The organism is Peribacillus faecalis (assembly GCF_014712675.1).
Classification (GTDB): domain Bacteria; phylum Bacillota; class Bacilli; order Bacillales; family DSM-1321; genus Bacillus_AD; species Bacillus_AD faecalis.
In genome coordinates this window covers 50364-76558 of record NZ_JACXSI010000014.1, presented here as the reverse complement: position 1 = coordinate 76558, position 26195 = coordinate 50364, and the positions used below count along the sequence as shown (strand labels likewise).

Here is a 26195-nt window from a genome sequence, read left to right as displayed (position 1 = left end):
TAAAATTCAGCTCATTCTAACGGGTATTTCACATTTATTTGATTCAAACGGCATAGCAATTCTACGAAAAACAGAGAAAAACAAAGAAAAACCTTACTTTATAGAGGGAGTATATATTTTGAACTTAGATTGCTGTCTAACCTTACACCTGCAATGCTCGGGCCTAAGCCATCCCATCCAAGAAACCAAAACCGGGTTTCTTGTGCGGTTTGTCTTAGTCCTCCCGCATTGCTCCTTTTTCATTGAAGACGATTCACAGGAGCAAAACAAAAATGAAAAAGGACCGGTGACGGTTTTTCTAATAAAAAAGCCCTATTCACAAATGAATAGAGCTTGGCAACAAATCGTATCTGAAACAAGTAGAGCAAATGGTAGACTAAGTATAGCACAGTGCCGGCATAATCCCTAATTTAAAACACTATATTATTTTTTACTTAGCGGGTTGCTCTTTTTAATGGAGAAAAATAATTCGCAATATATAGTTCTTAAAATTTATCAAGTAGTATATTGCTGTTGTACAATGTTTCTGCAAGATTATTTATATGTACAACAAGGGGTGTTCTCCATGATTAGTCAACTAACTACGAGAATTGCGACGGATAGGGATATTGATGCGATTCGCAAAATTTTCAATCAGGGAGTGGAGGATGGAATTGCTACGCTGGAAACAGATGAAAAAGATATGGCTTATATGACTAATTGGTTTGAACAGCATGATGGAAGATTTAAAGTATTAGTTGCGGAGGAAGATGATGAGGTTGTCGGATGGGCTTCATTGAATCGTTATTCTGAGCGCCGTGCATTTGATGGTGTAGCTGTTTTATCAATTTATATTAGAAGAGATTATCGCGGAAGAGGGACAGGAAAAAAACTTTTAAACGACCTGGAAGAATTAGCACGCGAGCTGCAGTTTAATAAAATTATTTTGTTTACGCTTCCATTTAATGTGGTAGGCGTCGGTTTATATAAAAAAAGAGGGTATCGGGAAGTTGGCTTGCTTAAAGACCATGGGCAAATGAACGGAATGTTTGTTGATTTGCTGTTAATGGAAAAGATGCTAATGCAATGAAAAGTACCTTAATTCTCAATAAAAGCTTGTAATTACAAGCTTTTTGTTTAATATATAAGTAAATGATTATATATTGATTATGAAAACGAACAGGGGGAGATTATGATGGAGAATATTGAAATGATGGCGGTCCGATTGAAGGCAGTCAGTGATCCGAATCGTTTAAAATTGCTGTCCTATTTGAAAAAAGGCGAGGTATGCGTTTGTGAGTTTGTTGATTTGCTCAATATTTCGCAACCGGCAGTCAGTCAGCAGCTGAAGAAGCTGAAGGATGCGGGAATCGTTTTGGAAAGAAAAAAAGGAACTTGGAAACATTATCGGCTGAATGAGGTTCAAGAGCCTTATATTCAAGCGATTATTGACCAACTGGATGAACAGCAGACAACATGCTGCTCGGATTGTTCAGAAACACTTTAGTTGAGGAGGAAGATTATGACGGAGAAAAGCTTGACGAAAAAACTTTCCTTCTTAGATCGCTATTTGACGGTTTGGATATTTGTTGCGATGGCTTTAGGGGTATTAGTTGGCGTGCTTGCGCCAAGTTTTAAAAATGTATTAGATACATTTTCGGTAGGGACGACATCGATTCCGATTGCAATCGGACTGATTGTTATGATGTACCCGCCGCTCGCTAAGGTACGTTATGAAGAAATGTGGAGAGTATTCAAGGATTGGAAAGTGCTGTTGCTTTCGTTGCTTCAAAACTGGCTGCTCGGTCCGGTATTAATGTTTTTCTTAGCTATTATCTTTCTGCATGATTATCCGGAATATATGGCTGGTTTGATTATGATCGGATTGGCGCGCTGCATCGCGATGGTTATTGTCTGGAATGACTTAGCACGCGGGGACCGTGAGTATGTGGCTGGCTTGGTAGCCTTCAACTCAATTTTTCAAATCTTATTCTACTCCGTATTTGCATACTTCTTTTTGAATGTCCTGCCCGGCATATTCGGCTTGGAAAATCTATCGGTGTTCATTTCGATGTGGGAAATTGCGAAGAGCGTATTGATTTATTTAGGTATTCCCTTTGCGGCGGGGATACTGACACGTTTTATTGGTGTAAAAGTAAAGGGGAGGGAATGGTATGAATCAAAGTTCTTGCCGAAAATCTCGCCGCTTACTTTAGTTGCGCTGCTGTTCACGATTTTCATGATGTTCTCATTAAAGGGAGATAAAATCGTTGAATTGCCGTTAGATGTCATTCGAATTGCGATTCCATTGCTCATTTATTTCGTCATTATGTTTGCGATTTCGTTCTTTTCATCAAGAAAAGCTGGAGCATCATATCCAGTTACCGCATCATTATCATTTACAGCGGCAAGCAATAATTTTGAGTTAGCGATTGCGGTAGCGATTGCCGTATTTGGTATTAACAGTGGAGCGGCATTTGCAGCAGTCATCGGTCCGTTAGTGGAAGTACCTGTATTGATTGCGCTAGTACACGTCGCATTGCGATGGGAAAAGAAGTATTTTAAAACATCATCAGGAGGAAAAACTATATGAACAACAAGCAAACGATTTACTTTTTATGCACTGGTAACTCTTGCCGGAGCCAAATGGCGGAAGGTTGGGCGAAAAAGCATTTAAGTGATGAGTGGGAAGTAAAAAGTGCTGGTTTGGAAGCGCACGGATTAAATCCGAATGCTGTGAAAGCGATGAAGGAAGTTGGCATTGATATTACGAATCAAACGTCGGATGTTATTGATCCGGAGATTTTAAATAATGCGGAATTGGTTGTCACACTATGTGGCCATGCGGCTGATCACTGTCCAATCACGCCTCCGAATGTTAAACGTGTGCATTGGGGATTCGACGACCCGGCGAAGGCAGGAGGAACGGACGAAGAAAAATGGGCTTTTTTCCAACGTGTGCGTGACGAGATTGAAGCGCGTATTAAACATTTTGCTGAAACGGGAGAATGATTGCTATGAGGCTGCCAAAATATTTGGCAGCCTATTATTTTTTTTGTAGTAGTTTGTTATGTAATTTCACAAAAATAATTAAAGCAAGTATAGATCCTACAAAAGCTAAAGACATATCCCATTGAGCATCCCATTGATCTCCCTGCATCCCTAAAAAGTCTTTGGATGTTTTTCCTCCCTTGGCTATTTTAGTACTTAGCCACTCAACAATTTCATACAAAGCAGCTATTGCCAGTACAATGCTAATCGTTATGCCGGACAACCAAGCTCCTTTCGTCAGTGGAGTAAAACGTAATAATACTTCTCTTATTACAATTGCTGATAGCCCTTTAAGAAGATGACCGAATCGATCATAATTATTTCGTTTTAAATCAAACTCTTCTTTTATCCAATTAAAAATAGGCACTTCCGAGTAAGTATAATGACCGCCTATAAATGTGAGAATGGATAAAAGGGCGATAATGCAATAAGACAGTGTAGTGAATCGGAATTTGTGATAAGTTGCCGTGACAATGATTAAAACAACGACTGCAGGACTGACTTCTGCAATCCAATCTAAATAAGAAGTAGGTTTAATAACGGACCAGATGAAAACTCCGATTACAATAATCAGCAAGATGAGATGAATCCTTTTCTTTGGCAGTATAGCTTTTCGCAATGTATTCACTCCTATCTGTAAAGTTAGATATTTCCAGTAGTTTGCGTAAAAAGAGAGAGGTCCATACAAAAGAATCTCTTTCGTAAAAAATCCTCACGAGTTAAAATTTCTATTAATCGAAAAACTCGGAGGTATAATATTACTAGTTCTAATTAGATTGGAGGTTCTGAGCATGACGCGTACTTATCATACATCTGAAATTGCAAAACTAGGTCATGTTCATCCGAATACGGTCCGTGTTTATGAGGAATGGGGCTATCTTTCGAAGGTACCGAGAGCTGAAAATGGCTATCGGGTCTATCAGGACATTCACGTGGTGCAGCTGCAGATTGCGAGACTTGTTTTTCGTCATGAAATACTGCAAAAGAACTTAAGAAAGCGTGCGGCAAAAATCGCAGAATTGTCGGGGAAACAACAATTTGATGAAGCGCTTGAAGTTGCTGAGTTATACTTGCGCTATTTGCAAGAGGAGCATGTCTTTTCATTGAAGGCAATTGAAACAGTTGAACGCTGGATTTCTAAGCCGTCCTGCCGAATGAATCAAAGACGAAGCTATTCGCATCAGGAAGCTGCAAAACAACTCAATATAACAGAAGAAACGTTGCGCAATTGGGAAAGAAACGGATTGTTCCATGTGGCGCGCAACAGTCAACGACATCGAATCTATGAAGAGGAAGACTTAGAAAGATTGCTCGTCATTCGTTCGTTGCGCAGCGCCCATTTCTCGATTGCGGCGATATTGCGCCTTGTCAGTAAAGCAAATGAAGGACAGGCGTTTGATATTAAGGATGTTCTTAATACACCAACGGCAACTGATGATATTGTTCGTGTCACGGATCGTCTTGAGGAAGGTTTGCGTGAAGCGATTGAAGATGTGAAAAAACTAATTGAATTATTGAAGCGAGTGATAGGAGACTCTCAAAATTGAGAGTCTCTCTTTTAAATTTAATTTGAAGGTGACTGCAAATTTCTTGAGTATCTGCTCTCGCAAAAGGACCGTGATGGTCTTTCTTAAAGCAATGGCGATTTATTCTGTTCAGAGACTAGCAATGTCAGTCTGTGCAGAGCGCGGGTGCAGGCGATATAAAGCAAGCCTTTATCATAATCGGTTTGGTAGCCTCCATCAATGAACGGAACGATGACTGAATCAAATTCTAATCCTTTCGCCAGTTGAACAGAGCATAATGTGATGCCTTCTGTAAAAGAGGTGCTTGTTTCGTTGATTCGATTGATCGGGAAGCCTTGGAGCACTGACTCTATGTAGGTAGCTTGTGCTTCTGTTTTGCAAACAATTCCGTATGTTTTATATCCGCTTTTCTGGAATTGCTGCAGTGCTTGCTTGATAGAATCAATTTGTTCTTCATCAGTTTGATAGGTAAGCATTGCTGGTTCTTCGCCATGGCGTTCGACAGCTTCGATTGCGTTTTCGGGCAAAAAACGTTTCGCAAATTCGATTATTTCGTATGAAGATCGATAACTCTTTTTCAACTGCACAAACTGCAAGCTCGGAAAAATTTCTTGAAATCCGTGCTCATCGTTGATGGTGAACGGATTGAGTGACTGCCCGAAATCTCCTAAAATCGTCTTTTTGCAACGGAAAAGTCTTTGAAGAACCGCATATTGAATCGGTGAGTAATCTTGCATTTCATCAATTACTAGATGATTTACAGTGTCGAAAATCTCAATTCCTTCCCAATAGTTGATGCAATAGAGAAGCGGGTATACATCTGCAAACTCTAAAGTCTTGTTTTTAAAGACAAAATCATCTTGTCGGCCAAGCTCTTCGTAAAAAGATTTATAGAGGGTAAAAGCATCGTTGAAACGAAGGCGCTTTTTCAATCTTTTGATGACTTCATTTTTGCTTGGAAGCTTAATTTCGCCTTGTCTCTTTGCTTTAATCAGTGATAGCATATCTTCTGCGGTTTGCTCCAGCCTTTTCATGACCGGCTCATTTGAAGAAGCGTTAAAACGGTTCACAATGTATGAACCTGGAATTTCATATTCTGAAATCGTTATTGCTTTCTCTTGAAGCAGAGTGGTGTTTGTCTTTTCTAAATATGATTGCAGCGCAGCGAAGAAAGAGAGCGAAGACTTGTAACCGACTCGTTTTGCGAATGGGCTTTCCGGTTGCTCGATGCAACGTTTTGTCTGCTCAAATAATGAGCTAAAAGCATACTTCGCAGGCAACACCCTTTCAGCTAAAAGATCCAAGCTTGCTTCGCGAATTGGCTCCTCCCCAAGTTCAGGCAGTACAGTGGAAATATAGTCAGCAAAAACTTTATTTGGCGAGATGATCATGACGCGGTCGGATGATAGCTGATCTTTGAACTTGTAGAGCAAATAGGCAACTCTGTGGAGGGCAATCGATGTTTTTCCGGATCCTGCTACTCCTTGAATGACTAATGTGTGGGCATCCTCATTTCGGACGATGGCGTTTTGTTCTTTCTGTATGGTTGCGATGATGGTTTTCATCCGTTCATCGGCTGTTCTGCTCAGTTCTCCTTGTAAAATTGAATCATTAATATTCATCGAGCTTTCCAGTACGTATCGAATTTCATTTTTCTCGACATTCATTTGTCTTTTTCGTATTAGTTCACCATTAATAGCGCCATTCAGCGCTTCGTAGGCTGCCGGACCTAATTCATAATCGTAGTACATACTTGAGACGGGAGCGCGCCAATCGTATATGCAGATGTTCCCTTCTTCATCAGTGAATGAAAATTTGCCGATGTAAAACGTTTCTGCCTCGTCGATTGACTCGCCGTCATACACAAAATCAATTCGTCCAAAATAAGCCGAATCCATCAGCTTCTGTAATTGCATTCTTTGTTTTAGTGCGGCCACTCCTGTCCGGTCGATGGATTGCAGTATTTGCTGATTGCTGAAGATTTCAATCTTGTCCATTTCAGCTTTGTAATCAACCATATACTTTTTCAAATTCATGTATTCGTCGTTATAGCCTTCTATGGTGGTGTTGACTTGATCAAAGGCTTTACGCAATTTTTTAAAAACAGCGTCTAGTGCTTGTTGTTCATCTTGAAATTGTTGCATTTTATTCCCTCCAAAAACTTCTCTGAAAAAAACATAACAATTGTATTCTCACTGGTGTTATATTGGAGGGTTTAGTATTTTGGTTTTTTATTTGAATTTTAAAAATACATTATCGTTGCTATTTTAAATAAATTCTGTTAATCTAAATAAGAATTATTTTTGTTCGGTTTCAGAAGCGAGTTTGATTTTCGTCTAAGTATTTGAGCAAGGATAGTAACACATGTGCATAAGCACTAGGAGGCAACAATTATGGAACAAGGTAAAGTTAAATGGTTTAATGCAGAAAAAGGTTTTGGATTCATCGAGCGTGAAGGCGGAGAAGACGTATTCGTACATTTCTCAGCAATCCAAAGCGAAGGTTTCAAATCTTTAGACGAAGGTCAAAGTGTAACTTTTGACGTAGAGCAAGGCCAACGCGGTCCTCAAGCTACTAACGTTGTAAAAGCTTAATTTGAAGCTGAAATGAATGGATCCTGCTTATGCAGGGTCTATTTTTTTGCCTACAGAATGTAGGTCCATCGGTCAAGACATGCGGGCATGGCGCTTTTAGCTAATGTTCCTTCTTACACGTGCCGGCTAGGAATTCAAAAATAAAAAAGGACCGGTGACGGTTTTTCTAAAAAGATAAAAGTGTATGTTTTTGAACTTAGATAGCTGTCTAACCTTACACCTGCCATGCTCGGGGGCCTACAGGATGTAGGTCATATCGGCGTTGCCACAGGACGTGGCGTTTTTAGCCGATATTCTCCTCCTGCCTCCCCCAAGAAACCAAAGGCGGGTTTCTCGTGTGGGGCTCTCAGGATGAGAGTCACTGCGACGTTGCTACAGGACATAGCGCTCTTAGTCGCTGTCCTTACTTGCGAGCCGCTTCCGCTTTTTCGTTTAAAAAAGCCCTATTCAATATATGAATAGAGCTTCTGCAACAAATCGTATCTGTAACAAGTAGAGCAAATGGTAGACTTAGTATAGCACAGCGTCTTAATAAGTCCTAATAATATACTGCAGTAAAAATAATTCACTTTCCGTGTAAGCTCTTTCGTGTTTGCAAATACAATGCAGCATGCTTGCTTGTTCCCTCTGTCACCAGTTCCCCGATTATTTTTCCAAGGACCATATTATAGACCATTCCATTATCACCGTAAGCGTATACATGATAAACGCTCGGCAGTTCATCGTATAAACCAATCATCGGCAACCCGTCTGTTGTACCGCCATACAGTGCAGCGAGGTAATACTCGACCTCAATTGGAACATCGGGGAAGAGCGAATGGAATTCTTTGATTAGCTGATTTTTTTTGCTGATTAATTTATTATCGCGTTCCTCGGGTATGTTTGTCGTTTCGTCAAGCCCGCCTATAATAATCCGATTATCTTTAGTTGTGCGCGTATAAATGTATGGCCGTTTCGTTTCCCATAGCAAAGTACGACGATACCAAAATGATAAATCGAGCGGCTTCGTCACAATGGCATAGGAGCTTTCCAATGCCAGATTGATATGCTTACGGAAATCCAACGTTTCATATCCGGCCGCTACAATGACTTTGCCGGCTTTTATTTGATGTCCCTTGTCTGAATAGAAGATTACTTTATCGTCTTCAATTTGGTGACGTATCATTTTTGTATGTTCAAAAACTTTGAATCCATGTTGAACAGCGAGTTTAATCAATTCATATGTAAAAGCTACAGGGTTAATTTCCGCATCATTTTTAATCAATATGGCACTGTCTCTTTGAAATGGGAAATGAGAGGCAATTTTATTATCATCCCACATCTCAACATTGAATCCATGTTTTTGAAGCAACTCATATTCCTGCTTTAGTTTTTGAATGCCTTCTTGATCACTTGCACTGTATAAACTATCGCGGCGAGCAAATTCGACGTCAGCTTCCAGTTGTTGGCTGGCCTTTTCAATATCGCTGATGGCTTGCTCGCACAGTTTTATATGAGTAGTCGCAGTCTCCTCACCGAATGTGTTCGCCAATTCATAATAAAATTTCTCCCCTAAATATTGAAGTAAGGCTGTATTTGTAGCGGTACTTCCTTCTGCAATTCCTCTGCTGTCAACCATAGCGATGTTTAGTCCGCTATCTAGCAAATAATAGGCGCATTGTGCTCCTGAGCTGCCGCATCCGATGATGAGGACATCACATTCAATATTTTCTTCTAATGATTTGTAGTTCGCTGTTCGATTAATTGTTTCCGGCCAATAAAATTTGCCTGATTGCAAATCCATAGATGATACCTCCTAAATGAAAAGGAAGGCAGCTTCAGAAACTTAACATTTCTAAAGCTGCCGTTTATTGAGAGCGGTTATGATTTCAGTTGATGATGTTCTTCCTCGTAGGCAATTAAAATTAGTTCCTCTCCCGTTTCTTTGGGCAATTGTTTTTCTAATGATTGTACTTGCTGAAGGGAATCTCGGGATAGGGAAGCAATATTGTAGGTATCCTTTTTCATTTTTGTCCTCCATTTTAGTGCAAAGTTCTTTTGTCTTATTATGTCTGCATGCGGGGATATTATTACGAACAGGCAATCGTTATGCTCCGGCTATAAATTGTAAAGCTGGCTCTGTTTTGTTTTTGCAAGCCAATCGGCATAGGTCATTGTTGATCCTTGATAAAGAGAGCTTTGTTCTTCGCTTTCTTCTTTTATTTGGCCGATTAGAGCAAGCACTGAACCGACTGTTTGTATCCACACTCCAACAAGATATAAAGGGGCGACAGTTATACGGTTTTGATCACCGGTTTTAGCATTATCATTTTCTGCGGTTTCTTCAAGTTGCTCTCTGATTAATGTATCCGTCGCACTTCCGGCTTGAAGCGAGTTTCCGATGGCTTGCAGCAGATTACCATTAATAAGGTAGATGTCATCTGTGTTTGTCGTGTCTGCCAATTCATCACCAAAAGCCACAAAGCCCCCTAATGCTTGAATCCAAGTGCCGGCGATTACGGTCTTTTGCATAGTATCATCATCTAATGGAAGTGACAGTCCGGCAATGACAGTAACATTTCCTGTCGCCTGCAGTTCATTTCCAAGCGTTTCAAGCGAGAACTCATCCTGGCCTTCAGCTTCTAATACATTTCCTGCAGCTTGCAGGGCATTCCCGATTATGATTAAATCTCTGCTTCTTTCCTCGTTTATAAAAGGAAAGGGTGTGCTTCCGATTGCGTATATAATGGTACCGATCGCAACTAGCCAGGCTCCGGTTATTTCTTTTGTTTGATTATCCATGTTTAATCAACCTTATTGATCTGTCAATCGTTTCGGAACTACTTTATTTATGGTATTCACCTCTGAAGGTTTGTTGCGGGACGGTTTGACTTGAATAAAGGTAAGCATTATGGTTTTAAAATGACTTTAATACAATTCTCTGTCCGATTATTGAAAATATCGTACGCGTACGGAGCCTCTTCTAGATCCAGTTTATGAGTGATAATGGAAGTCGGGTCAATTTCGCCTCTTACAATTTGATCATATAGTGTACCCATATAGCTGCGCGCAGGAGCTTGTCCTGTTTTCAAAGTGATGTTTCGGGCGAAAAATGCGCCAAGCGGAAACATATTGTAATTTCCGCCATAAACGCCGGTAATTTGAACGGTACCGCATTTCCGGACGGCCTTAGTGGAAATTTGAATTGGACCGAGTGTCCCTCCTTGCAACTTTAGTTTTTGTTCGATGTACTCAAGCGGCGATTTTTTTCCGTCCATTCCGACACAATCGATGACGACATCAGCACCTCCATCTGTCAGTTCCTTCAAGGTTTCTCCCATATCTTCGTATTCAGTAAAATTAAAGATTTCCGTTTTATTGACCTTTTTCGAATGATTAAGACGATAGTCGATATAGTCAACAGCAATGACGCGTTTAGCACCTTTTTTCCAAGCAAATTGCTGAGCCATTAAGCCAACCGGTCCGCATCCAAGTACAATAACGGTGTCGTCTTTTTTGACTCCGGCATTTTCGACGCTCCAATAGGCAGTCGGCAGGACGTCGGATAAGAACAGGAGCTGTTCATCTTCCAGTTCGCAGTTCTCAGGAATGAGAAAGGGGGTATAATTGCCGAATGGCACCCGCAAATATTCCGCTTGTCCGCCGGGGTAATCACCGTATTTCTCAGAGTAGCCAAAATAACCTCCTGAATCGTAGTGAGGATTTGCATTATCACATTGGCTTTCGAGATGGTGATCGCAATACTGGCATTTACCACATGCGACAGTGAAAGGAATGACAACACGGTCGCCTTTTTTCACTTTTGTTACCTCCGGACCGACCTCCTCGACAATCCCCATCGGTTCATGTCCAATTACATAGCCAATAGGCAATGGGAAATTCCCTTGATATAAATGTAAATCGGAACCGCATATCGCCGTTGAAGTAATTTTGACGATGACGTCTTGAGGATCAACAATAGTCGGAGCCTCTACTTTTTTTACAGCGATTGATTGCTTTCCTTGATAGGTTACAGCTCGCACTTGTTCATTCCTCCATTCATTAAGCGTTCATATCGCCCAGTCCGGGGCTATGTTCATTCGGCATTATAGGCAGCTCAGGAACTGGGAAGCCGGCAGGAGGGTCTACGACTTGCAGTTCGCCCTTGTTACGACTCGGTGAAGTACCTTGGAAAATTTCGCTGATGGTTGTCGCATCTAAGCGGAAATTGAATTGTGCGTTATGGTAGCCGAGATCGACATATTTTCTGCACTCTGGATATTTATTTATATCGTAATTCGGAACAGGGAAGAGTTTACCCCAGTCGACGCCGAGTGTTTCTAACGCCTTGGCAAATGCGTTTTGGTGAGCATTGTCACGCACTATTAGGAATGCGAGTGTCTCGCGGAATGTTTTATTGCTGCTCATTTCGTAGATTCTTGATTTTTGCAGAACACCTGTCGATTCGAGTACAAGATTGTTTAATAAATCTGCAATCAGGTTGCCGTGACTGTAAACCCATGAGCCGTTCCATGGATTGCCGCCGGCGTCTACAGGAAGCGAACTTTGCGCACCCATAATGTAATGATGAGGGTTAGCGTGCTTGATTGCATCATCTAGTGGAGCGCCGTCTTGACCGGAGTCACCGGCTTCAGGATATCCCGATTCATTGAGCAGTTGATTAATTGTTGTTTGCACGAGTTCGACATGGCTGATTTCCTCTAAGAAAATGCCGCGGATTAAATCGCGATATTTTTTGTCCTTTCCTCTGAAGTTGGCACTTTGGAAGGAAAACTGCATCATAGTACGCATTTCCCCAAATTGCCCGCCAAGCGCTTCTTGCAATACTTTAGCTGCGGCAGGATCAGGACGATCAGGGACGATCACATTAATTAAATCTTCTTTATAAAAATACATAATCATCCTCTTTTCTATAAATACTTCATTTAAAGAGTTTGTTATTCGCCGAAATTTATGCAGAGAAAAATGATGGGAAAAGTAAGGGTGAAACTATGGAACGAAACGATTTATTGACGGAACGGAATTTATTTAAATGGGCATTTTTGCCATATACTTCGGTTAAAAACAGGAAGTGGGAAAAGGTAGCGAATAATGTGTGGATGTATACAAATCGCATCGTGAACATATGTTTGCTCGAAAATGAGCATAAAGAGCTGATTATGGTTGATGCCGGTATGCCGAAAGATTACAAAGTGATAATGCAGGATATAAAAAGCCAATTTAAAGGTCGGATTCCTGCAGCTATTATTTTAACGCACGGGCATTTTGATCATGTAGGATCGCTCGTCAATATTCTAGCTGAGTGGGACATACCTGTATATGCTAGCGAGAAGGAAATCCCTTATTTAACCGGAACGAAGGATTATCCGGGGGAGCGATTTAGCAGAAAAGGTTTGGTGGCTTTGCTGTCAAGATCGTTTCCAAATGAGGGAATCAATCTTGGCGACAAAGTTGTGTCTTTACCGGAAAACCAAACTGTACCTCTCTTAGAAGAATGGGTATGGATGTACACGCCCGGTCATACTCCGGGTCATATTTCTTTATATAATAGGAAAATGAAAGTTATGATAGCGGGCGATGCAGTAGTAACGGTGAAACAGGAATCACTTTTTGCCGTGCTGACTCAGCGTTATAGTTTAAACGGCCCTCCTGCTTATTTTACGCCGGATAGAAAAGCGGCCAGACAATCGATTATTCAACTAGCGCAAAAGCCGATTCGTTACCTTGTTACTGGTCATGGTCCGGTAATCAGAGGGGAAGGCTTTATTGATGCGGAATTAAGGAAGCTCGTAAAAGTTTATCGTGCAGAATAAACCAGCGTATCATTTCTCATACTATTATTGAATTCAAATACTGAATGGAGTGACATTATGGGAATTTTAAGCGGCAATCCGCAAAAAGAACCGTTGCATTATGGCGAGGTTTATGGACTGTATGCGCAACTTACGGCGGCAAAAGCGGCTCTGGACGGGTATCAAGTTTATTATAATCACACTGGTGATAAGGACTTAAAGGATTTTATTAAGGATGTCATCAACAATAGCATCAAGCCGAGCATTGAAGAAGTCGAGAAAGTGCTAGTTGCTAATGATATTGCAGTCCCCCCGACACCTGCTGAAAGACCGGATGTCGATATTGAACAAATACCTGCTGGTGCCCGATTGATGGATGCGCAAGTGGCAGTTGCGATTGCGCGCGATATCACAACTGGTTTAAGCGCGATGAGCGCATTAATTGGTCAATGCATCAGGGAAGATGTCGCATTGATGCTGGCTCAGCAAAGTGCGAAAAGCCTCAAGGATGGAGCGGCACTTTTGAAAATCATGAAAGAAAAAGGCTGGCTTGTACCGCCTCCGCTTCATATGGAGACGAAGAATAAAGAGGGCTGAATTTCAAACGGACACAGAACCTGACTTCGATTCTGTGTCCGTTTAATATAGAAAACGAAGTATTAAAATATAAAAAAATTAGCTGTAGGGATTATTTAAAATCTATAAATCTATTGTAATTTTTCTTCTTTCAAAGATTGTATAAAGGATATGACCATCCAGATAATTATAAAAGAAAAAGGCAGTGCACCTATGATTGCAGCAGTTTGCAGCGAGGAGAGCCCGCCGATTACTAACAGTACACATGCTAATAACGATAGAACTATCCCCCATAAAAATTTAACTTTATTAGGGGGATTAAGAGAGCCATCCGAAGACAGCATCGAAACGACAAAAGTAGCTGAATCGGCGGAAGTAATAAAGAAAATCGCTATTAATATCATACCGAGTATCGTTGTAAAGCTAGAGAAATGAAAATGCTCCAATAACGCAAACAGACCGATTTCGTTACCATTAGCTGCTATTTGTTCAGCTACTGACCCATCCATGAATTTGTCTATGTAAATTGAGGCTCCGCCAAATACAGTGAACCAAAACATACAGATTAAGGAAGGGACGATAACAACACCACTTAAGAATTCTCTAATTGTCCGTCCTTTAGAGATTCTGGCAATGAAAATCCCGACGAATGGTGTCCATGAAATCCACCAACCCCAGTAAAAAATGGTCCAATCTTGAATATAGGCCGCACCTTCCGGGTTCAATGGATTCAATCTCAATGACATTTGAGGCAGTTGTTGTATATACGAACCTAGAATCGTTGTGAAGAAATCCATTATAAACATGGTCGGACCTGAGAACAGAACGAACAGCAGTAGGAAAGCTGCAAGGAAGACATTGATGTTACTCAAATATTTAATACCTCTTTTTAATCCTGATTGAGCAGAATAAAGGAATAAAAAAGTAAACACAATAATGATGATCAGCTGTAGAGAGAGTGTGTTATCTATTTTGGGAAATAAATAACTCAATCCTCCTGATATTTGCTGGGCTCCGATTCCGATACTTGGTATAATCCCGAAGACAGTTGCAAGTATAGCAAAAATATCAACTGCATTATTTGTTTTGGATGAAGAAGATGTCCTAAATAAAGGAGTAACGCAGGAACTGATTAAATACGATTTTCCTTTGCGAAAGGTGAAATATGCAATGATGAGGGCGACTATTGAATAAATGGCCCAAGGCTGCAAGCCCCAGTGGAAAAATGAATAAATCATAGCAAATCGTATACGTTCGTTTTCACTCATCCCATCAGATAACGGGGAATTCAAATGTGATAAAGGCTCTGATATACCAAAAAAGACTAAGCCGATTCCCATTCCTGCCGAAAATAGCATAGACAGCCAGGTAAGATAGCTGAATTGTGGAGAGTCATTATCTTTTCCCAGTTTAATTGACCCATATTTAGAGAAAATTAGATAAATGACAAGAATTAAACCTGCGGCTAAAAATAACGAGTAGTACCATCCGAATTTTTTCAATATAAAGGAATTAGTATTTCCCATTACGTTGTGAAGGCTATAGCTCCCAAGCCAACTCTCCGGTATAAGACCCCAAACGATGATGATTCCGATCACAGATAAAGAAACACTTAAAACAATATTTTTATTTTTAATTTTCAGCACCTCATTCTATATTCCCTCCTAATTATTCTTATATTAATACTTCACAATAACGATAGCATAACAAGAAAAATTATTCAAATATTCCAAAATTTAAACCTTAAACGGTAATCATATGACTTGTTGATTAGAGAACAAGGGACTAGAGTTCAGCGCTAAACGCGGTAGGACAGGTGAGAGTCCGCCTCACTTAATTGAAAGCGGTTATTTTGCAATGGAATTTAGCTAGCGCACATCGGCATTCTGGATGATTTTTAATAATGAAGTATATTGAAACTGTGAACATAGATATAGGATTACAAAATAATAATGCTCTAGTGATTACATCAAGTCAAGGACTAGGGAAGGTGATAGCTGTCTTCCTTCTGCGTGAGGGAGCGAATGTGATGCTTTCTGTGAGAAGTGAAGAGAAGCTTGTTGCGGCGTAGGAAGAACTGACAAATATTGGTGTAGGTATCTTACTGTGTGGTAGATATCACGGATCCGAATGATAATGGCGATTAGCAGGATCCCTTTAGGAAGATACGGAAAGCACGAAGAGTTTGCGAAGTTTGTGGCGTTCCTGCTTTCCGGCGCGAATACATACATTATAGGACAAAGTTTCTTATTCGATAGAGGAATGGTGAAATCGTTTAATAGCGAAAAGTCACCCGCACTGCTGCGCTTATTGTCATCTGACCTTGCTCAATTGGAGTCGATGATAGTTCAGCGGTCTTGAAGAGAACAGGGGGCATGGCGATGGATTCCTCTAATATTTCAATCGGTTGCGGGTACAGAGAGAGCTGCATCGTTTCCGCAATTGTTCTAGCTTTCAGTTGTGCATTATGCAGGGCGAGACTGAGTGCTTGCCGGTAATAGTAGTCTGGGTTATCGACGGTGAATTGCAAGGAAGATAGACGGTTTGCTCCGTTTTGCACGGCTGCATCAATAACATTGCCAACTTGATCTATATCGTTAATCTTAACGGAGATGGCATTGATGACTTCAAATCCATTAAAGATTTGTTTGCCTTCGATGTAATTATAGGTTGGCGAGACTGTGTAAATGACTGTTTGAATATTTTCTTTTGGGATGCCCGCATCTGTAAGACCTTGAATGACGCGATTCATAATTTGTGCATTTTCCTGTTGGGCATCTGAAGCATCGTTGCCTTTTGTAATGACTTCTATTTGTAGCTGAACAGCATTTGCTTGTGCAGTGACTTTTCCGTTTCCGGTCACGGTCAGAGAGGGAAATGGAGCATTCATTTCATACCACCTTTCAATTATTTGGCCCTAGTACATCGTATGCGGTTGTTTGTGCATTAAGAAGTGATAAAGAGCAGGGGCAGATTTGAGGATTCTATGTTGATGGCGCTATCCGTGCGCTGAGGGCGCAATGTTTTATCAGACCGCGCAATCATTGTCAGCGAAGACGCTATAATTTTGTGCACCGCGCTATTTTTCATCGCGAAGACGCTATAATTTCAAATACCGCGCAATTATTCGTTGGGACGACGCTATCTTTCATTTCACGACGCTATCATTAGCTTGAAGGCGCTATGTTTTAGCTGCTATACAATGAAACTAGCATAAACTTAGTAACTCCCAAGCAAAATCACTAAAATAAACTGGATTTTTGTTAAAATTTTTGCTTTTTTGATAGATTTCCAGTCTTTTTTAGTGAACGAAGATCCAGTTTTACTCAAATCCGGCAGGTGATATTGAATTTGAGAGCGATCGTGCGGAACTTGAGAGCATTACGCAAAAAACAGCGCCGGCAATGGCCGAACGCTGTTTTCAATGGTGTCTAACCTTATACCTGCCATGCTCGGAGGCCTACAGGATGTAGGTCATATCGGCGTTGCCAAAGGACGTGGCGCCTTTAGCCGATGTTCCCCTCCTGCCTCCCAAAAGAAAACAAAGGTGGGTTTCTTGTGTGGGACTCTCACGATGAGAGTCACAGCGACGTTGCTACAGGACGTAGCGCTCTTAGTCGCTGTTCCTACTTAGTCTATGTCTAGCTGCAGCGGCCAGCCGCTTCCGCTTTTCGGTTCCCGCATGGCTCCTTTTTGATTGGTAACATTTCATAAGATAGTAGTCATCTGAAGTTTACTGCAAATCTTGAGTATGCGTTTAACCAAAAAGGACCAGTAACGGTTTTTCTAATCTATTAATAGTTAATTCCTGCAGGCTTGATGTTGTTAATTTCATCTGAACTGCATGGAGTAACGGCATATGTCATTTCACATTTTGGACAGTTCATAATAACTGTTTCCATAGTAAAGTTTTCTCCGCATTCACATGCGATTTCGTGCTCAACTAACGGAGGAAGGTTTTCTTTTCCTTTGCTTCGCACAAGATCTGCGATTGCTTTTCCATCTTTTAAGTTTGAACATCCACAACTCATTTGTAATCCCTCCATTGATTTTTCTGGTTGTTTTCCCTTATTGAGAGACAATTAAAAGTATAGCATAACGATAGAGTAGTAAGGTGTTCTGAGTGAATAAAGCAATATTTACTAGTTGTAAGGGTTCTCAAAAAAACAACAATCCTTCAATAGGATTGTTGTTTTAGCGCTCAATCGGCAAAACGTAGAATAGCACACAGAAAAAGTGCATGATTGAGCCAGCAATGACAAACAGATGCCAGATGAAATGATGGTACTTAAATCCGCGCCATACATAAAAAACAGCTCCGACAGTATATAGTATGCCGCCCAGTACTAATAATAGAATGCCTTTAGGATCCATTGCGGCTGTTAAAGATGGCCAAGCAAAGACAATCAGCCAACCCATTACTACATACAAGATGGTTGACGTCATTAAGTATTTCTGAACAAAGAACGATTTGAAAATGATGCCTCCAACCGCAATGCCCCAGACAATTCCGAATAACGTCCAGCCTAATGCGCCTTTCACAACAACGAGCAGGAAGGGCGTATAAGTGCCAGCAATAAACAGATAAATTGACGAATGATCAAATATTTCAAAGACATACTTTGCCTTGCCTGGCGGTAAGCTGTGGCACAATGTCGATGCTAAATACAGAAGCAGCATTGTCGAACCGAAAATCGTGAAACTGACAATATGCCAAGCGCTTCCATGTATTGAAGAAAACACGATAAGCAAGACTAGTGCCGCAATACTTAATAATGCCCCGATACCATGGGAAATCGCGTTTGCAATTTCCTCTCCTTTTGAAAAAGTGTGTGTATTAGCCATGTGTATTGGTTTCTTCCTCACTTATTATTTTGATATATATTATACTACCAAAAAAATAATCGTTATGTTTTAGTTTTTATTTTCCTGTAAAGGCAGGAATAATTAAATATATAAAAATATTTAAATTTAATTATAAACGGGTATATACATATTGGGAATTATTTTAACAATAACAAGGAAGTGCTTGATCATGATGGAAACTATTCATCAACATATCCCATACTCACATACTCTAGACGGGCAAATAGAAGCGCGATTACTTCAAGATGGCTATCATCTTGAAAGTGTCAGCATAAATAAAGAACACATTATCGATACCTATGTGAATGACGCTGGAACACGATTTGTTTTAGGTAAAGATAATGAGACAGGCTATTTAATAGCTAAGGGCCAATCGTAAAACGATTGGTCTTTTTTACAATCTGATAGTGTATCAAATAGGTTATCGATTTATAACTAAATCAACATAAAAGTGAGCGTGCATAGTTATGTATGTCGTAGTAAAATTTTTATTTTCGCTATTGTGATTGGGATTGTAACGGAGGTGCCAGGCGATTTCCGGCTTATGGTCTGCCATCGCAATACGCTTAGTGGGAGGGGAACTTTGCTTATTTATTCAGGAAATAGTAATAAAGTACATAAAATAAGAAGGTGGCTGAAGGAACATCCGTCAGCCACCTTCTTATTTTTTCAGTTGATGTACTTCCCTTGCCAATGCTTCAAGTATATAAACGACCGGCACTTGGGTTGTAATATTAGCGTTTTCAATTTTTTGTTCAGCTACGTAGTATGAGATGTTCACATCAGCCATTTTGGCAATTGTCGAATGCTCATTATTTGTGATGCTGACGATTTTGCTGCCTATTTTCTTCAGTTGATTCAGATGACTGATTGTAAAGGGGTTTTCCCCGGTAACTGACAAGGCAATGACGGTGCTGTTCGGAAAACAATTATCATGAATCGGGAAGAGCGGGTCTTTTATAAATAAAGATAACTTGCCGATGCTGGAGAAATAGCGGGCTCCATACTCGGCTAAGATTCCGGAGCTTCCGTTCCCGATAAAAGTAACGCGATCAGTCTTTGTAATCGTTTCAGCCGCTTTCTTAATCTGCTCCTGTAAATTGCCTTTCAAAGTGCGGCCGACAAATTCCATCAACATGTATTCAGGATTTTTTAAATCAGTTTTGATTTCTTTCTGAAGCGATAATTTCAGTCTCGCTTTGAATTCAGGAAATCCGTCACAGCCGAGTTTACGGCAAAAACGCAATATGGTAGCTGTTGATACATGCGTTTCATCGGCCAATTCACGAATTCGCATATACACAACTTTGTTCATATTCTCACATATGTATTTATATAAAGATGTTTCGAGTTCGTTAAATGAAGCAATAGATTCGTTAGTAAACAATAATATTCTCCTTCCGGAAAAACCTTCTTTCTTTAGTATAACAGCAATAATAGTAAGAAACATAGCGTTACTTTTATGTAACAAATAACTACTCGCGTGAAAACAGACTAGATCGTCGAGAGCTATATTTTTTTCGATAGGTTCAAGCTACAATTAGTCCATAAGCTTATTAATGACTCTACTTTTTATAGCTGATGGAGGTAACAACCAATGAAATTTCCTGAAAACTTTTTATGGGGCGGAGCAACTGCTGCTAACCAATTCGAAGGCGGATTTAATGAAGGCAATAAAGGATTAAACGTTTCAGATGTACTGCCTGGCGGTAAAGTTCGTCTTGAGGTGTTAAAAAACCCTGGTTTTGATTTTGAAATTGACAATGAAAAATATACATATCCGAATCATGTAGGAATTGATTTTTATAACCGTTATAAGGAAGATATCAAATTATTTTCTGAAATGGGCTTCAAGTGCTTCCGTATGTCGATTGCATGGACACGTATTTTCCCAAATGGCGATGAGTTAGTGCCGAACGAAGAAGGTCTTGCATTCTACGATCGCGTATTTGATGAATTATTAAAATACGGTATTGAACCGGTTGTTACAATCTCTCACTATGAAATGCCGCTTCATCTAGTAAAAGAATACGGCGGCTGGAGAAACCGTAAGCTGATCGGATTCTATGAAAGATATGCACGCGTCATTTTTGACCGATATAAAGATAAAGTGAAGTACTGGATGACTTTCAATGAAATCAACGGTGCCACTCATATGCCAATTTTGAGCATGGGCTTCTCTATTCAAAATGAAGAAGACAAATACACACCGACTTTCCAAGCATTCCACCATCAATTCGTTGCGAGCAGCTTAGCAGTAAAAGCTTGCCATGAAATTATTCCGGATGCAAAAATCGGCTGTATGTTAATTTACGCTCCGGTATATGCATTTGACTGCAACCCTGAAAACATTATGTATGCAATGCAAGAGAGTCAACTATTCAACTTCTTCTGCGGTGATGTGCAAGTTCGAGGTGAATATCCTTCATACATTAAACGCTACTTCAGAGAGCACAATATTGAATTGGATATTCATGAAGGCGACTTAGAATTACTGAAAACATACCCTGTTGATTATGTCGGCTTCAGCTATTACATGTCACGTACAGAGAAAAAAGTGAAATCTGAAGAAGAACAAGCGCAAGGAAACATTTTAGCCGGTGTAAAAAACCCATTCCTTAAAGCAAGCGATTGGGGCTGGGAAATCGACCCTATCGGTCTGCGTATTGCATTAAATGAATTATACGATCGCTATCGTGTGCCTTTATTTATCGTTGAAAACGGCTTAGGTGCTTATGATAAAGTCGAAACGGACGAAAGCATCAATGACGACTACCGCATTGATTACCTAAAATCTCACATCGAGCAAATGGGTGAAGCAATCGAAGATGGTGTTGAACTGATGGGTTATACTCCATGGGGTTGCATCGACTTAGTAAGTGCTTCAACTGGTGAATATTCAAAACGCTATGGCTTCATCTATGTCGACAAACATGATGACGGCAGCGGTACTATGGAACGCAGAAAGAAAAAATCTTTCTACTGGTATAAAGATGTCATTGCTACAAACGGCGAACAGCTAGAAAACAAAGAGCTGGCTTATGTTTAATTCCTTTGGGGAACTGCTTAACAGCTTCTATATAAATATTACAGAATAAAACTAGCTAGGGAAGTTCCTTAGCTAGTTTTTTATGCTTTAAAAATTGTCTAAAAAGGATACTGTAGTTTAAAGTAAGAACTAGAGGGAAATGTAAAATAGTAGAATTTCATTTCCACTAGACTGTAACATAAAGTTTATTTTCAGTTTAGTTTGATATGTCATACTAGACTAGTAGAGGAATGGGATTTTTGTACCGTTCTAAGAATGAAGGAGGCTATTATGAAGTCATTTTTAAGACCTATTACCGATTGGGTAACAACAAAACGCGGTATGTGGATTACGATTGTCGCATGGCTAGTGCTGATGATCGGTCTAAGTGCCGGCCCGAAATTGGGAGATTATAAGGTGACGAATTTCCAGTCGTTGCCGGATGATGCACAATCGATTATTGCTAGTGAAAAACTGGAAGAGTATTTCCCGAATGATCAGGGAACGCCGGGTATTCTCGTATTCCATAATGAGAAAGGCGAAGTAAATATAGAGGAAGCAACGGAAATTATGAAAGCGATTGTCGATGCTGATATTAAAGGTGTCGATGAAGTAATCGATCTCACGCAATTGCCGCCTCAAGCTCTTCAAGCATTTACATCTGAAGAGCAGTCTACAATCATCGTGCCGGTAACGCTTGATCCATCTTTGGACAACCGTGGCATTGGTGATACAGTAGATAAAATTGCTGAAATCGGAAATGATAAAGCAGAAAAAATGGCAGATACAAGCTTTTATGTTACAGGACCTGCCGGAATTGCCGGCGATACATTAAAGCTGTTTGAAGAAGCAGACTTTGTATTGCTTGCAGCGACTGTTGGAATTATTCTCGTACTTCTGATTGTCATCTACCGTTCTCCACTATTAGCGTTAATTCCGCTATTGGCGACGGTGATTGTATACCAAGTAACGAACCAGACGGTAGCATTATTAGGTGCTGGCGGTTTGGAAATCAATAACTCAACAACTTCGATTATGAGTATCTTGCTGTTTGCAGCAGTAATCGACTATTCATTGTTCATTTTCTCGCGTTTCCGTGAGGAGCTGAACCATTATGAAAGCAAGTTTGATGCGATGAAGTATGCGATGCACGCTTCCGGAGAACCGGTATTCTTGGCCGGCGGCACAGTATTAGCAGCGATGCTTGTTCTGTTCTTTGCAGACTTCCGTGATTATCAAAACTTCGCGCCTGTGTTCGGTACAGCGATGGTTATCATCATGCTGGCTTCTGTCACATTAGTACCGGCATTATTCACATTATTCGGACGTAAATCGTTCTGGCCGAAAGTTCCGAAATACGGTGAAACAAAAGAAGTGAAGCATGGCTTCTGGGGACCGGTTGCCAAGTTTGTTGTCAATAAACCGGGACTAGCAGGCGGTATTGTCGCTATTCTAATGGCAGTTACAGCGTTTAATGTGTTTAATTTAGATTTTGAATTTGATAGTGTGAAATCCTTCCCTGAAGACTTGCCTTCTCGTGTAGGATATGAAATTGTTGAAGCAGAGTATGATAAAGGCGAATTAGCACCGACATCGATTTTATTAGAAAGCGATAAAGCGTTAACTGAAGCGGATATCGAAGCAGTAAGAGCAGAGCTTGCTGATCAGCCTGACGTTGCATCTGTCCGTTTAACAAATACTTCAGAAGATGCTAAGGCAGTAAAATACAGTCTTGCTTTTGATTTGAATCCATATTCGGTTGAAGCGATTGACCAAATGGAAGAAATTCGCGACAACAGCGATGAGATGCTTAAAAATGCCGATGTTTCCGGTGATCTTTACTACAGCGGTGTAACGCCGAAACTTGTCGATGAGCGCGCTGTCAATAACAGTGATATATACAAAATTGTGATTATGGAAACAATTTTAATTCTAGTATTATTGTTTGTATTGACGAAATCTTTCAAAATGCCATTCTACATGATGGCTACAATTCTTGTTTCTTACTTATCAGCACTAGGGTTAGGTATTTTCCTTATCGATGTGTTCTTCGGCTTCGATGCAGTAAGCACACGTGTACCGGTTTATGCCTTCATCTTCCTGGTTGCTCTCGGAATCGACTACAATATTATTCTAGTTTCAAGATTCCTAGAAGAACGTAAGAAACATAAAGTGAAGGACGCGTTGGAAATTGCAATCCGCAACACAGGCGGCGTCATTTCCTCAGCTGGTCTAATCTTGGCAGCAACATTCGCAGCACTTATGACAATGCCGATTGCCGACTTATTCATATTCGGTTTCATCGTAGCTGTAGGTATTTTGATGGATACATTCCTTGTTCGTGGTATGCTGCTTCCATCATTGATTATGTTTTTTGAGAAAGATAAAAAATAAGTTACAAAAAGACGCAGGGACTAAGTAAATGTCTCTGCGTTTTCACTATTCGTGGAGGGATAGTACTAGTGAAAATTATGGTCGTTGATGATGATAAAAATATTTTGCAGTTAGTCAGCATTCATCTGATGCGCGAGGGCTATCGTGTCATGCAGATGAATAATGCTAACGAAGCATTAGCTGCTCTCGAAAGTGAAGTGCCGGATTTGGCAGTTGTTGATGTGATGATGCCAGGGATGGATGGCATCGAATTGACGAAGATTTTAAGTGGTGATTATGGCATTCCGGTCGTGCTGCTAACAGCAAAGGGAAGCTTGGATGATAAGACGAAAGGCTATTTGGCAGGCTCGGAAGATTATGTTGTTAAGCCGTTTGAACCGAAAGAGCTGCTGTTTCGCATTTCAGTAATTTTACGAAGGGTCGCCAAAGATTTTCAATCTGTTATTCAAATTGGCAATGTTGTCATTAATCGCAAAAGCTTCGAGGTGACTTGTGGCGAGCAAACAGCTGTCATGCCATTGAAGGAATTTGAGCTGTTAGCGTTGTTGGCGACACGTTCAGGCCATGTCATTGAACGCGGGATCATTATGGAGCAAATTTGGGGGCATGATTATGAGGGTGATGACCATACGCTGAACACTCATATGAAGCGGCTACGCGAGCGTTTGGAGCGGCTCGGAGCAGATGTTGAAATCAGCACCATTCGCGGTGTTGGCTATAAGCTGGAGGTTAAAGTAACATGAAGACGCTATACCGCCAGTTTATCGTCACGACGATATTAATCATGGCGTTCAGTTCGCTTGCGGGCTATATGATGACGAACACCTATTATAATCTCGTGACGAAAGAGCAAAATGATGCGAAAAATATAAGTATCGCGGAAGACATCACTCAGTTTATCGAGAACACGGACAACTTGGATTTGCAGCGGTATTTTTCTACGCTCGGGGATATGGGCTATAAGCTTTATATCGCAGCCGAATCAGGCGATGCACAATTTTTCGGCGGAGAATTTCATAATAAAGAGCTCTCTGAAAAGATAGTGAGCGATGTTATGAATGGTGAAGTATTTCATGGAATGAGAGATTTTCCGGATTCTTCATTCATGACTAGCTTTTTTGCGAATGAGCTGAAAAATTCAGTGGGCGTGCCGTTTACGTATGAGGGAGAAAAGTATGCGTTGTTTTTGCGTCCGGACATTGATCTGCTATTTTCTGAAGTTCATACGATTATTATGACACTGTTCTTTTCAATGGCAGTAATCAGTTTAATTGCTATGTTGTTTGTTGCTAAGCAACTGATTAACCCGATTACACAGCTAACGGCGGCAACGAAGCAAATATCGCGCGGCAAGTTTGATCATTTGCTGAAAATTAATCGCTATGATGAAATTGGGCAGCTTGCTGAAAGTTTTAATGAGATGACGAAGCAGCTAAGGGAAAATGACCAGTCGCGCAAAGAATTCATCAGCAATGTCTCTCATGATTTTCAGTCGCCGCTTTTGAATATACAAGGCTACGCGGAGCTGCTGAAGTCGCCTCAATTGACGGAAGAGGAACGACTCTCGTTTACATCAATCATTGAAACGGAGACAAAACGCTTATCTAATTTAACGAAGCAATTATTGATTTTGACATCACTCGACCAATCGACAAGAAGATTAAAATGTAATTCCTTTTCGCTCGATCAACAAATTAAAAGCTTGTCGCATAAATATTTATGGCTCATTGAAGAGGAGGGCTTGGAATTGTATTATAAGATGTCGCCGATCATGTTTTACGGCGATGAAGATCTGTTGGAAACGGCTTGGGACAACTTGTTTACGAATGCATTGAAATACAATAAACAGAACGGCTCCATTCAAATTACGCTGAAGGAACAAGAGCATCACATTACAGTGGAATTCCAAGACAGCGGTATCGGTTTGCGTGAAAATGAAATTGCTCATTTATTTGACCGCTTTTATCGGGCGGATTCTTCACGTACGAAAGAAGGAACCGGTCTTGGTTTGGCGATCGTGAAGGAAATTATTGAGCTACACGGTGGAGAGATTAGCGTTTCGAGTGAGTTTGGTGTTGGGACAACGTTCACAGTCGAATTGCCCAAAAATGAACGAAATATGTAGAGCAAGAATAATAAAAAACATATAAACTTTGTTAAAGACAGCTAGATTTTTGCAAAATAACTACCTTATTTAGAAGAAAGTTGAGCTTAAAAATGGCTTTTAGTTAATTAACTGCCAGTTTTTAAGAAAAAGAGATAAGTTGGGAAGAGGAATAGTGCGCTAATGAAGAAGATAGCGTCGTCGCGAGGAATGATTGCGCCGTCACGGCAAAAGATAGCGCGGTATTTGGAATTATAGCGTCGTCACTGGCAAAGATAGCGCGGT

Annotated in this window: 27 protein-coding genes and 1 pseudogene; 16 read left to right on the top strand and 12 right to left on the bottom strand. The window is 40.5% G+C overall.

Annotated elements, in window-relative coordinates; genetic code table 11:
- From IEO70_RS19860 to arsC, 5 genes are all read left to right on the top strand, one after another.
- A partial coding sequence (locus IEO70_RS19860) for a hypothetical protein (RefSeq protein ID WP_206711525.1) occupies nt 1-409 on the top strand: 409 nt, incomplete at its 5' end.
- Nucleotides 410-565: 156 nt separating this feature from the next.
- Entirely contained in the window at nt 566-1069 is a 504-nt protein-coding gene (locus tag IEO70_RS07515; protein WP_190997745.1) for an arsinothricin resistance N-acetyltransferase ArsN1 family A, read from the top strand.
- A 105-nt stretch (nt 1070-1174) separates the two neighbouring features.
- Nucleotides 1175-1486, top strand: a complete 312-nt coding sequence (locus IEO70_RS07510) for an ArsR/SmtB family transcription factor (RefSeq protein ID WP_190997759.1) — start codon at nt 1175-1177, stop codon at nt 1484-1486.
- Nucleotides 1487-1501: 15 nt separating this feature from the next.
- A complete protein-coding gene (arsB, locus tag IEO70_RS07505; RefSeq protein WP_190997744.1) occupies nt 1502-2572 on the top strand; it encodes an ACR3 family arsenite efflux transporter in 1071 nt (356 codons plus the stop codon).
- Nucleotides 2569-2991, top strand: a complete 423-nt coding sequence (gene arsC, locus IEO70_RS07500; RefSeq protein WP_190997743.1) for an arsenate reductase (thioredoxin) — start codon at nt 2569-2571, stop codon at nt 2989-2991. The genes arsB and arsC overlap by 4 nt, the downstream gene beginning before the upstream one ends.
- 34 nt (nt 2992-3025) lie before the next feature.
- On the opposite strand, the gene IEO70_RS07495 is transcribed toward arsC, so the two are convergent.
- A complete protein-coding gene (locus IEO70_RS07495) occupies nt 3026-3649 on the bottom strand; it encodes a DUF2238 domain-containing protein (protein ID WP_190997742.1) in 624 nt (207 codons plus the stop codon).
- 172 nt (nt 3650-3821) lie between these two features.
- Between IEO70_RS07495 and IEO70_RS07490 the strand changes: the two genes are divergently transcribed.
- Nucleotides 3822-4577, top strand: coding sequence for a MerR family transcriptional regulator (locus tag IEO70_RS07490; protein WP_190997741.1), 756 nt, complete (start codon nt 3822-3824; stop codon nt 4575-4577).
- A gap of 83 nt (nt 4578-4660) precedes the next feature.
- On the opposite strand, the gene IEO70_RS07485 is transcribed toward IEO70_RS07490, so the two are convergent.
- On the bottom strand, nt 4661-6700 hold the full coding sequence (locus IEO70_RS07485; protein ID WP_190997740.1) for a HelD family protein: 2040 nt from the start codon (nt 6698-6700) through the stop codon (nt 4661-4663).
- Nucleotides 6701-6949: 249 nt separating this feature from the next.
- Between IEO70_RS07485 and IEO70_RS07480 the strand changes: the two genes are divergently transcribed.
- Entirely contained in the window at nt 6950-7150 is a 201-nt protein-coding gene (locus IEO70_RS07480; RefSeq protein WP_190997739.1) for a cold-shock protein, read from the top strand.
- A gap of 565 nt (nt 7151-7715) precedes the next feature.
- Here the strand turns inward: IEO70_RS07480 and IEO70_RS07475 are convergent.
- The 5 genes from IEO70_RS07475 to IEO70_RS07455 all read right to left on the bottom strand — a co-directional run bounded on the left by IEO70_RS07475 (nt 7716) and on the right by IEO70_RS07455 (nt 12046).
- Complete coding sequence (locus tag IEO70_RS07475; protein WP_190997738.1) at nt 7716-8933, bottom strand: NAD(P)/FAD-dependent oxidoreductase; 1218 nt, start codon at nt 8931-8933, stop codon at nt 7716-7718.
- A 77-nt stretch (nt 8934-9010) separates the two neighbouring features.
- Nucleotides 9011-9157: a hypothetical protein gene (locus tag IEO70_RS07470; protein ID WP_190997737.1), complete on the bottom strand. Its 147-nt coding sequence runs from the start codon at nt 9155-9157 to the stop codon at nt 9011-9013.
- 90 nt (nt 9158-9247) lie between these two features.
- Nucleotides 9248-9931 carry a DUF6944 family repetitive protein gene (locus IEO70_RS07465; RefSeq protein ID WP_235973533.1) on the bottom strand — a complete coding sequence of 228 codons (684 nt, stop codon included), beginning with the start codon at nt 9929-9931 and terminating at the stop codon, nt 9248-9250.
- 107 nt (nt 9932-10038) lie between these two features.
- Complete coding sequence (locus tag IEO70_RS07460; protein ID WP_190997736.1) at nt 10039-11172, bottom strand: zinc-dependent alcohol dehydrogenase; 1134 nt, start codon at nt 11170-11172, stop codon at nt 10039-10041.
- A gap of 19 nt (nt 11173-11191) precedes the next feature.
- Nucleotides 11192-12046 carry a manganese catalase family protein gene (locus IEO70_RS07455; protein WP_190997758.1) on the bottom strand — a complete coding sequence of 285 codons (855 nt, stop codon included), beginning with the start codon at nt 12044-12046 and terminating at the stop codon, nt 11192-11194.
- 95 nt (nt 12047-12141) lie between these two features.
- On the opposite strand from IEO70_RS07455, the gene IEO70_RS07450 reads away from it, so the two are divergent.
- Together IEO70_RS07450 and IEO70_RS07445 are read left to right on the top strand one after the other, a co-directional pair.
- Entirely contained in the window at nt 12142-12963 is an 822-nt protein-coding gene (locus tag IEO70_RS07450; RefSeq protein WP_190997735.1) for an MBL fold metallo-hydrolase, read from the top strand.
- A gap of 57 nt (nt 12964-13020) precedes the next feature.
- Nucleotides 13021-13539, top strand: coding sequence for a DUF3231 family protein (locus IEO70_RS07445; RefSeq protein ID WP_190997734.1), 519 nt, complete (start codon nt 13021-13023; stop codon nt 13537-13539).
- 110 nt (nt 13540-13649) lie between these two features.
- Here IEO70_RS07445 and IEO70_RS07440 read toward each other — a convergent pair whose 3' ends face one another.
- The gene (locus tag IEO70_RS07440; protein WP_190997757.1) at nt 13650-15155 is read right to left on the bottom strand and encodes a BCCT family transporter; all 1506 of its coding nucleotides are present in this window, start codon (nt 15153-15155) and stop codon (nt 13650-13652) included.
- Nucleotides 15156-15421: 266 nt separating this feature from the next.
- Here IEO70_RS07440 and IEO70_RS07435 point away from each other — a divergent pair, with 266 nt between their 5' ends.
- Both IEO70_RS07435 and IEO70_RS20425 read left to right on the top strand, forming a co-directional pair.
- A complete protein-coding gene (locus IEO70_RS07435) occupies nt 15422-15589 on the top strand; it encodes a hypothetical protein (protein WP_190997733.1) in 168 nt (55 codons plus the stop codon).
- A gap of 80 nt (nt 15590-15669) precedes the next feature.
- Nucleotides 15670-15792: pseudogene (locus IEO70_RS20425) on the top strand (SDR family oxidoreductase); the annotation flags it as partial.
- 1 nt (nt 15793) lies between these two features.
- On the opposite strand, the gene IEO70_RS07425 reads toward IEO70_RS20425, so the two are convergent.
- The 3 genes from IEO70_RS07425 to trhA form a co-directional block, all read right to left on the bottom strand.
- Nucleotides 15794-16408 (bottom strand): SIMPL domain-containing protein, encoded by a 615-nt coding sequence (locus IEO70_RS07425; protein WP_235973532.1) that lies wholly within the window; start codon nt 16406-16408, stop codon nt 15794-15796.
- A 904-nt stretch (nt 16409-17312) separates the two neighbouring features.
- On the bottom strand, nt 17313-17549 hold the full coding sequence (locus IEO70_RS07420) for a hypothetical protein (RefSeq protein ID WP_190997731.1): 237 nt from the start codon (nt 17547-17549) through the stop codon (nt 17313-17315).
- Nucleotides 17550-17712: 163 nt separating this feature from the next.
- A complete protein-coding gene (gene trhA / locus IEO70_RS07415; RefSeq protein ID WP_190997730.1) occupies nt 17713-18363 on the bottom strand; it encodes a PAQR family membrane homeostasis protein TrhA in 651 nt (216 codons plus the stop codon).
- Between the two features lie 190 nt (nt 18364-18553).
- Here trhA and IEO70_RS07410 point away from each other — a divergent pair, with 190 nt between their 5' ends.
- Nucleotides 18554-18763, top strand: a complete 210-nt coding sequence (locus IEO70_RS07410) for a hypothetical protein (RefSeq protein ID WP_190997729.1) — start codon at nt 18554-18556, stop codon at nt 18761-18763.
- Nucleotides 18764-19045: 282 nt separating this feature from the next.
- On the opposite strand, the gene IEO70_RS07405 is transcribed toward IEO70_RS07410, so the two are convergent.
- Nucleotides 19046-19771 (bottom strand): MurR/RpiR family transcriptional regulator, encoded by a 726-nt coding sequence (locus IEO70_RS07405; RefSeq protein ID WP_190997728.1) that lies wholly within the window; start codon nt 19769-19771, stop codon nt 19046-19048.
- A 210-nt stretch (nt 19772-19981) separates the two neighbouring features.
- Here IEO70_RS07405 and IEO70_RS07400 point away from each other — a divergent pair, with 210 nt between their 5' ends.
- From IEO70_RS07400 to IEO70_RS07385, 4 genes are all read left to right on the top strand, one after another.
- On the top strand, nt 19982-21433 hold the full coding sequence (locus tag IEO70_RS07400; RefSeq protein ID WP_190997727.1) for a glycoside hydrolase family 1 protein: 1452 nt from the start codon (nt 19982-19984) through the stop codon (nt 21431-21433).
- A 270-nt stretch (nt 21434-21703) separates the two neighbouring features.
- Nucleotides 21704-23806, top strand: coding sequence for an MMPL family transporter (locus IEO70_RS07395; protein WP_190997726.1), 2103 nt, complete (start codon nt 21704-21706; stop codon nt 23804-23806).
- A gap of 68 nt (nt 23807-23874) precedes the next feature.
- Nucleotides 23875-24549, top strand: a complete 675-nt coding sequence (locus tag IEO70_RS07390; protein ID WP_190997725.1) for a response regulator transcription factor — start codon at nt 23875-23877, stop codon at nt 24547-24549.
- Complete coding sequence (locus tag IEO70_RS07385) at nt 24546-25931, top strand: sensor histidine kinase (RefSeq protein WP_190997724.1); 1386 nt, start codon at nt 24546-24548, stop codon at nt 25929-25931. Before IEO70_RS07390 ends, IEO70_RS07385 begins: the two co-directional genes overlap by 4 nt.
- Nucleotides 25932-26195 lie beyond the last annotated feature (264 nt).

Bases quoted from the DNA above. Each gene is read 5' to 3' on its own strand.
- IEO70_RS07395 (WP_190997726.1), top strand. From the start codon at position 21,704: ATGAAGTCATTTTTAAGACCTATTACCGATTGGGTAACAACAAAACGC.
- IEO70_RS07515 (WP_190997745.1), top strand. From the start codon at position 566: ATGATTAGTCAACTAACTACGAGAATTGCGACGGATAGGGATATTGAT.
- IEO70_RS07465 (WP_235973533.1), bottom strand. From the start codon at position 9,931: ATGGATAATCAAACAAAAGAAATAACCGGAGCCTGGCTAGTTGCGATC.
- IEO70_RS07435 (WP_190997733.1), top strand. From the start codon at position 15,422: ATGAAGTATATTGAAACTGTGAACATAGATATAGGATTACAAAATAAT.
- trhA (WP_190997730.1), bottom strand. From the start codon at position 18,363: ATGGCTAATACACACACTTTTTCAAAAGGAGAGGAAATTGCAAACGCG.
- IEO70_RS07400 (WP_190997727.1), top strand. From the start codon at position 19,982: ATGAAATTTCCTGAAAACTTTTTATGGGGCGGAGCAACTGCTGCTAAC.
- IEO70_RS07455 (WP_190997758.1), bottom strand. From the start codon at position 12,046: ATGTATTTTTATAAAGAAGATTTAATTAATGTGATCGTCCCTGATCGT.
- IEO70_RS07450 (WP_190997735.1), top strand. From the start codon at position 12,142: ATGGAACGAAACGATTTATTGACGGAACGGAATTTATTTAAATGGGCA.
- IEO70_RS07485 (WP_190997740.1), bottom strand. From the start codon at position 6,700: ATGCAACAATTTCAAGATGAACAACAAGCACTAGACGCTGTTTTTAAA.
- arsC (WP_190997743.1), top strand. From the start codon at position 2,569: ATGAACAACAAGCAAACGATTTACTTTTTATGCACTGGTAACTCTTGC.
- IEO70_RS07470 (WP_190997737.1), bottom strand. From the start codon at position 9,157: ATGAAAAAGGATACCTACAATATTGCTTCCCTATCCCGAGATTCCCTT.
- IEO70_RS07445 (WP_190997734.1), top strand. From the start codon at position 13,021: ATGGGAATTTTAAGCGGCAATCCGCAAAAAGAACCGTTGCATTATGGC.
- IEO70_RS07425 (WP_235973532.1), bottom strand. From the start codon at position 16,408: ATGAATGCTCCATTTCCCTCTCTGACCGTGACCGGAAACGGAAAAGTC.
- IEO70_RS07475 (WP_190997738.1), bottom strand. From the start codon at position 8,933: ATGGATTTGCAATCAGGCAAATTTTATTGGCCGGAAACAATTAATCGA.
- arsB (WP_190997744.1), top strand. From the start codon at position 1,502: ATGACGGAGAAAAGCTTGACGAAAAAACTTTCCTTCTTAGATCGCTAT.
- IEO70_RS07410 (WP_190997729.1), top strand. From the start codon at position 18,554: ATGATGGAAACTATTCATCAACATATCCCATACTCACATACTCTAGAC.
- IEO70_RS07490 (WP_190997741.1), top strand. From the start codon at position 3,822: ATGACGCGTACTTATCATACATCTGAAATTGCAAAACTAGGTCATGTT.
- IEO70_RS07510 (WP_190997759.1), top strand. From the start codon at position 1,175: ATGGAGAATATTGAAATGATGGCGGTCCGATTGAAGGCAGTCAGTGAT.
- IEO70_RS07385 (WP_190997724.1), top strand. From the start codon at position 24,546: ATGAAGACGCTATACCGCCAGTTTATCGTCACGACGATATTAATCATG.
- IEO70_RS07420 (WP_190997731.1), bottom strand. From the start codon at position 17,549: ATGAGTTGTGGATGTTCAAACTTAAAAGATGGAAAAGCAATCGCAGAT.
- IEO70_RS07480 (WP_190997739.1), top strand. From the start codon at position 6,950: ATGGAACAAGGTAAAGTTAAATGGTTTAATGCAGAAAAAGGTTTTGGA.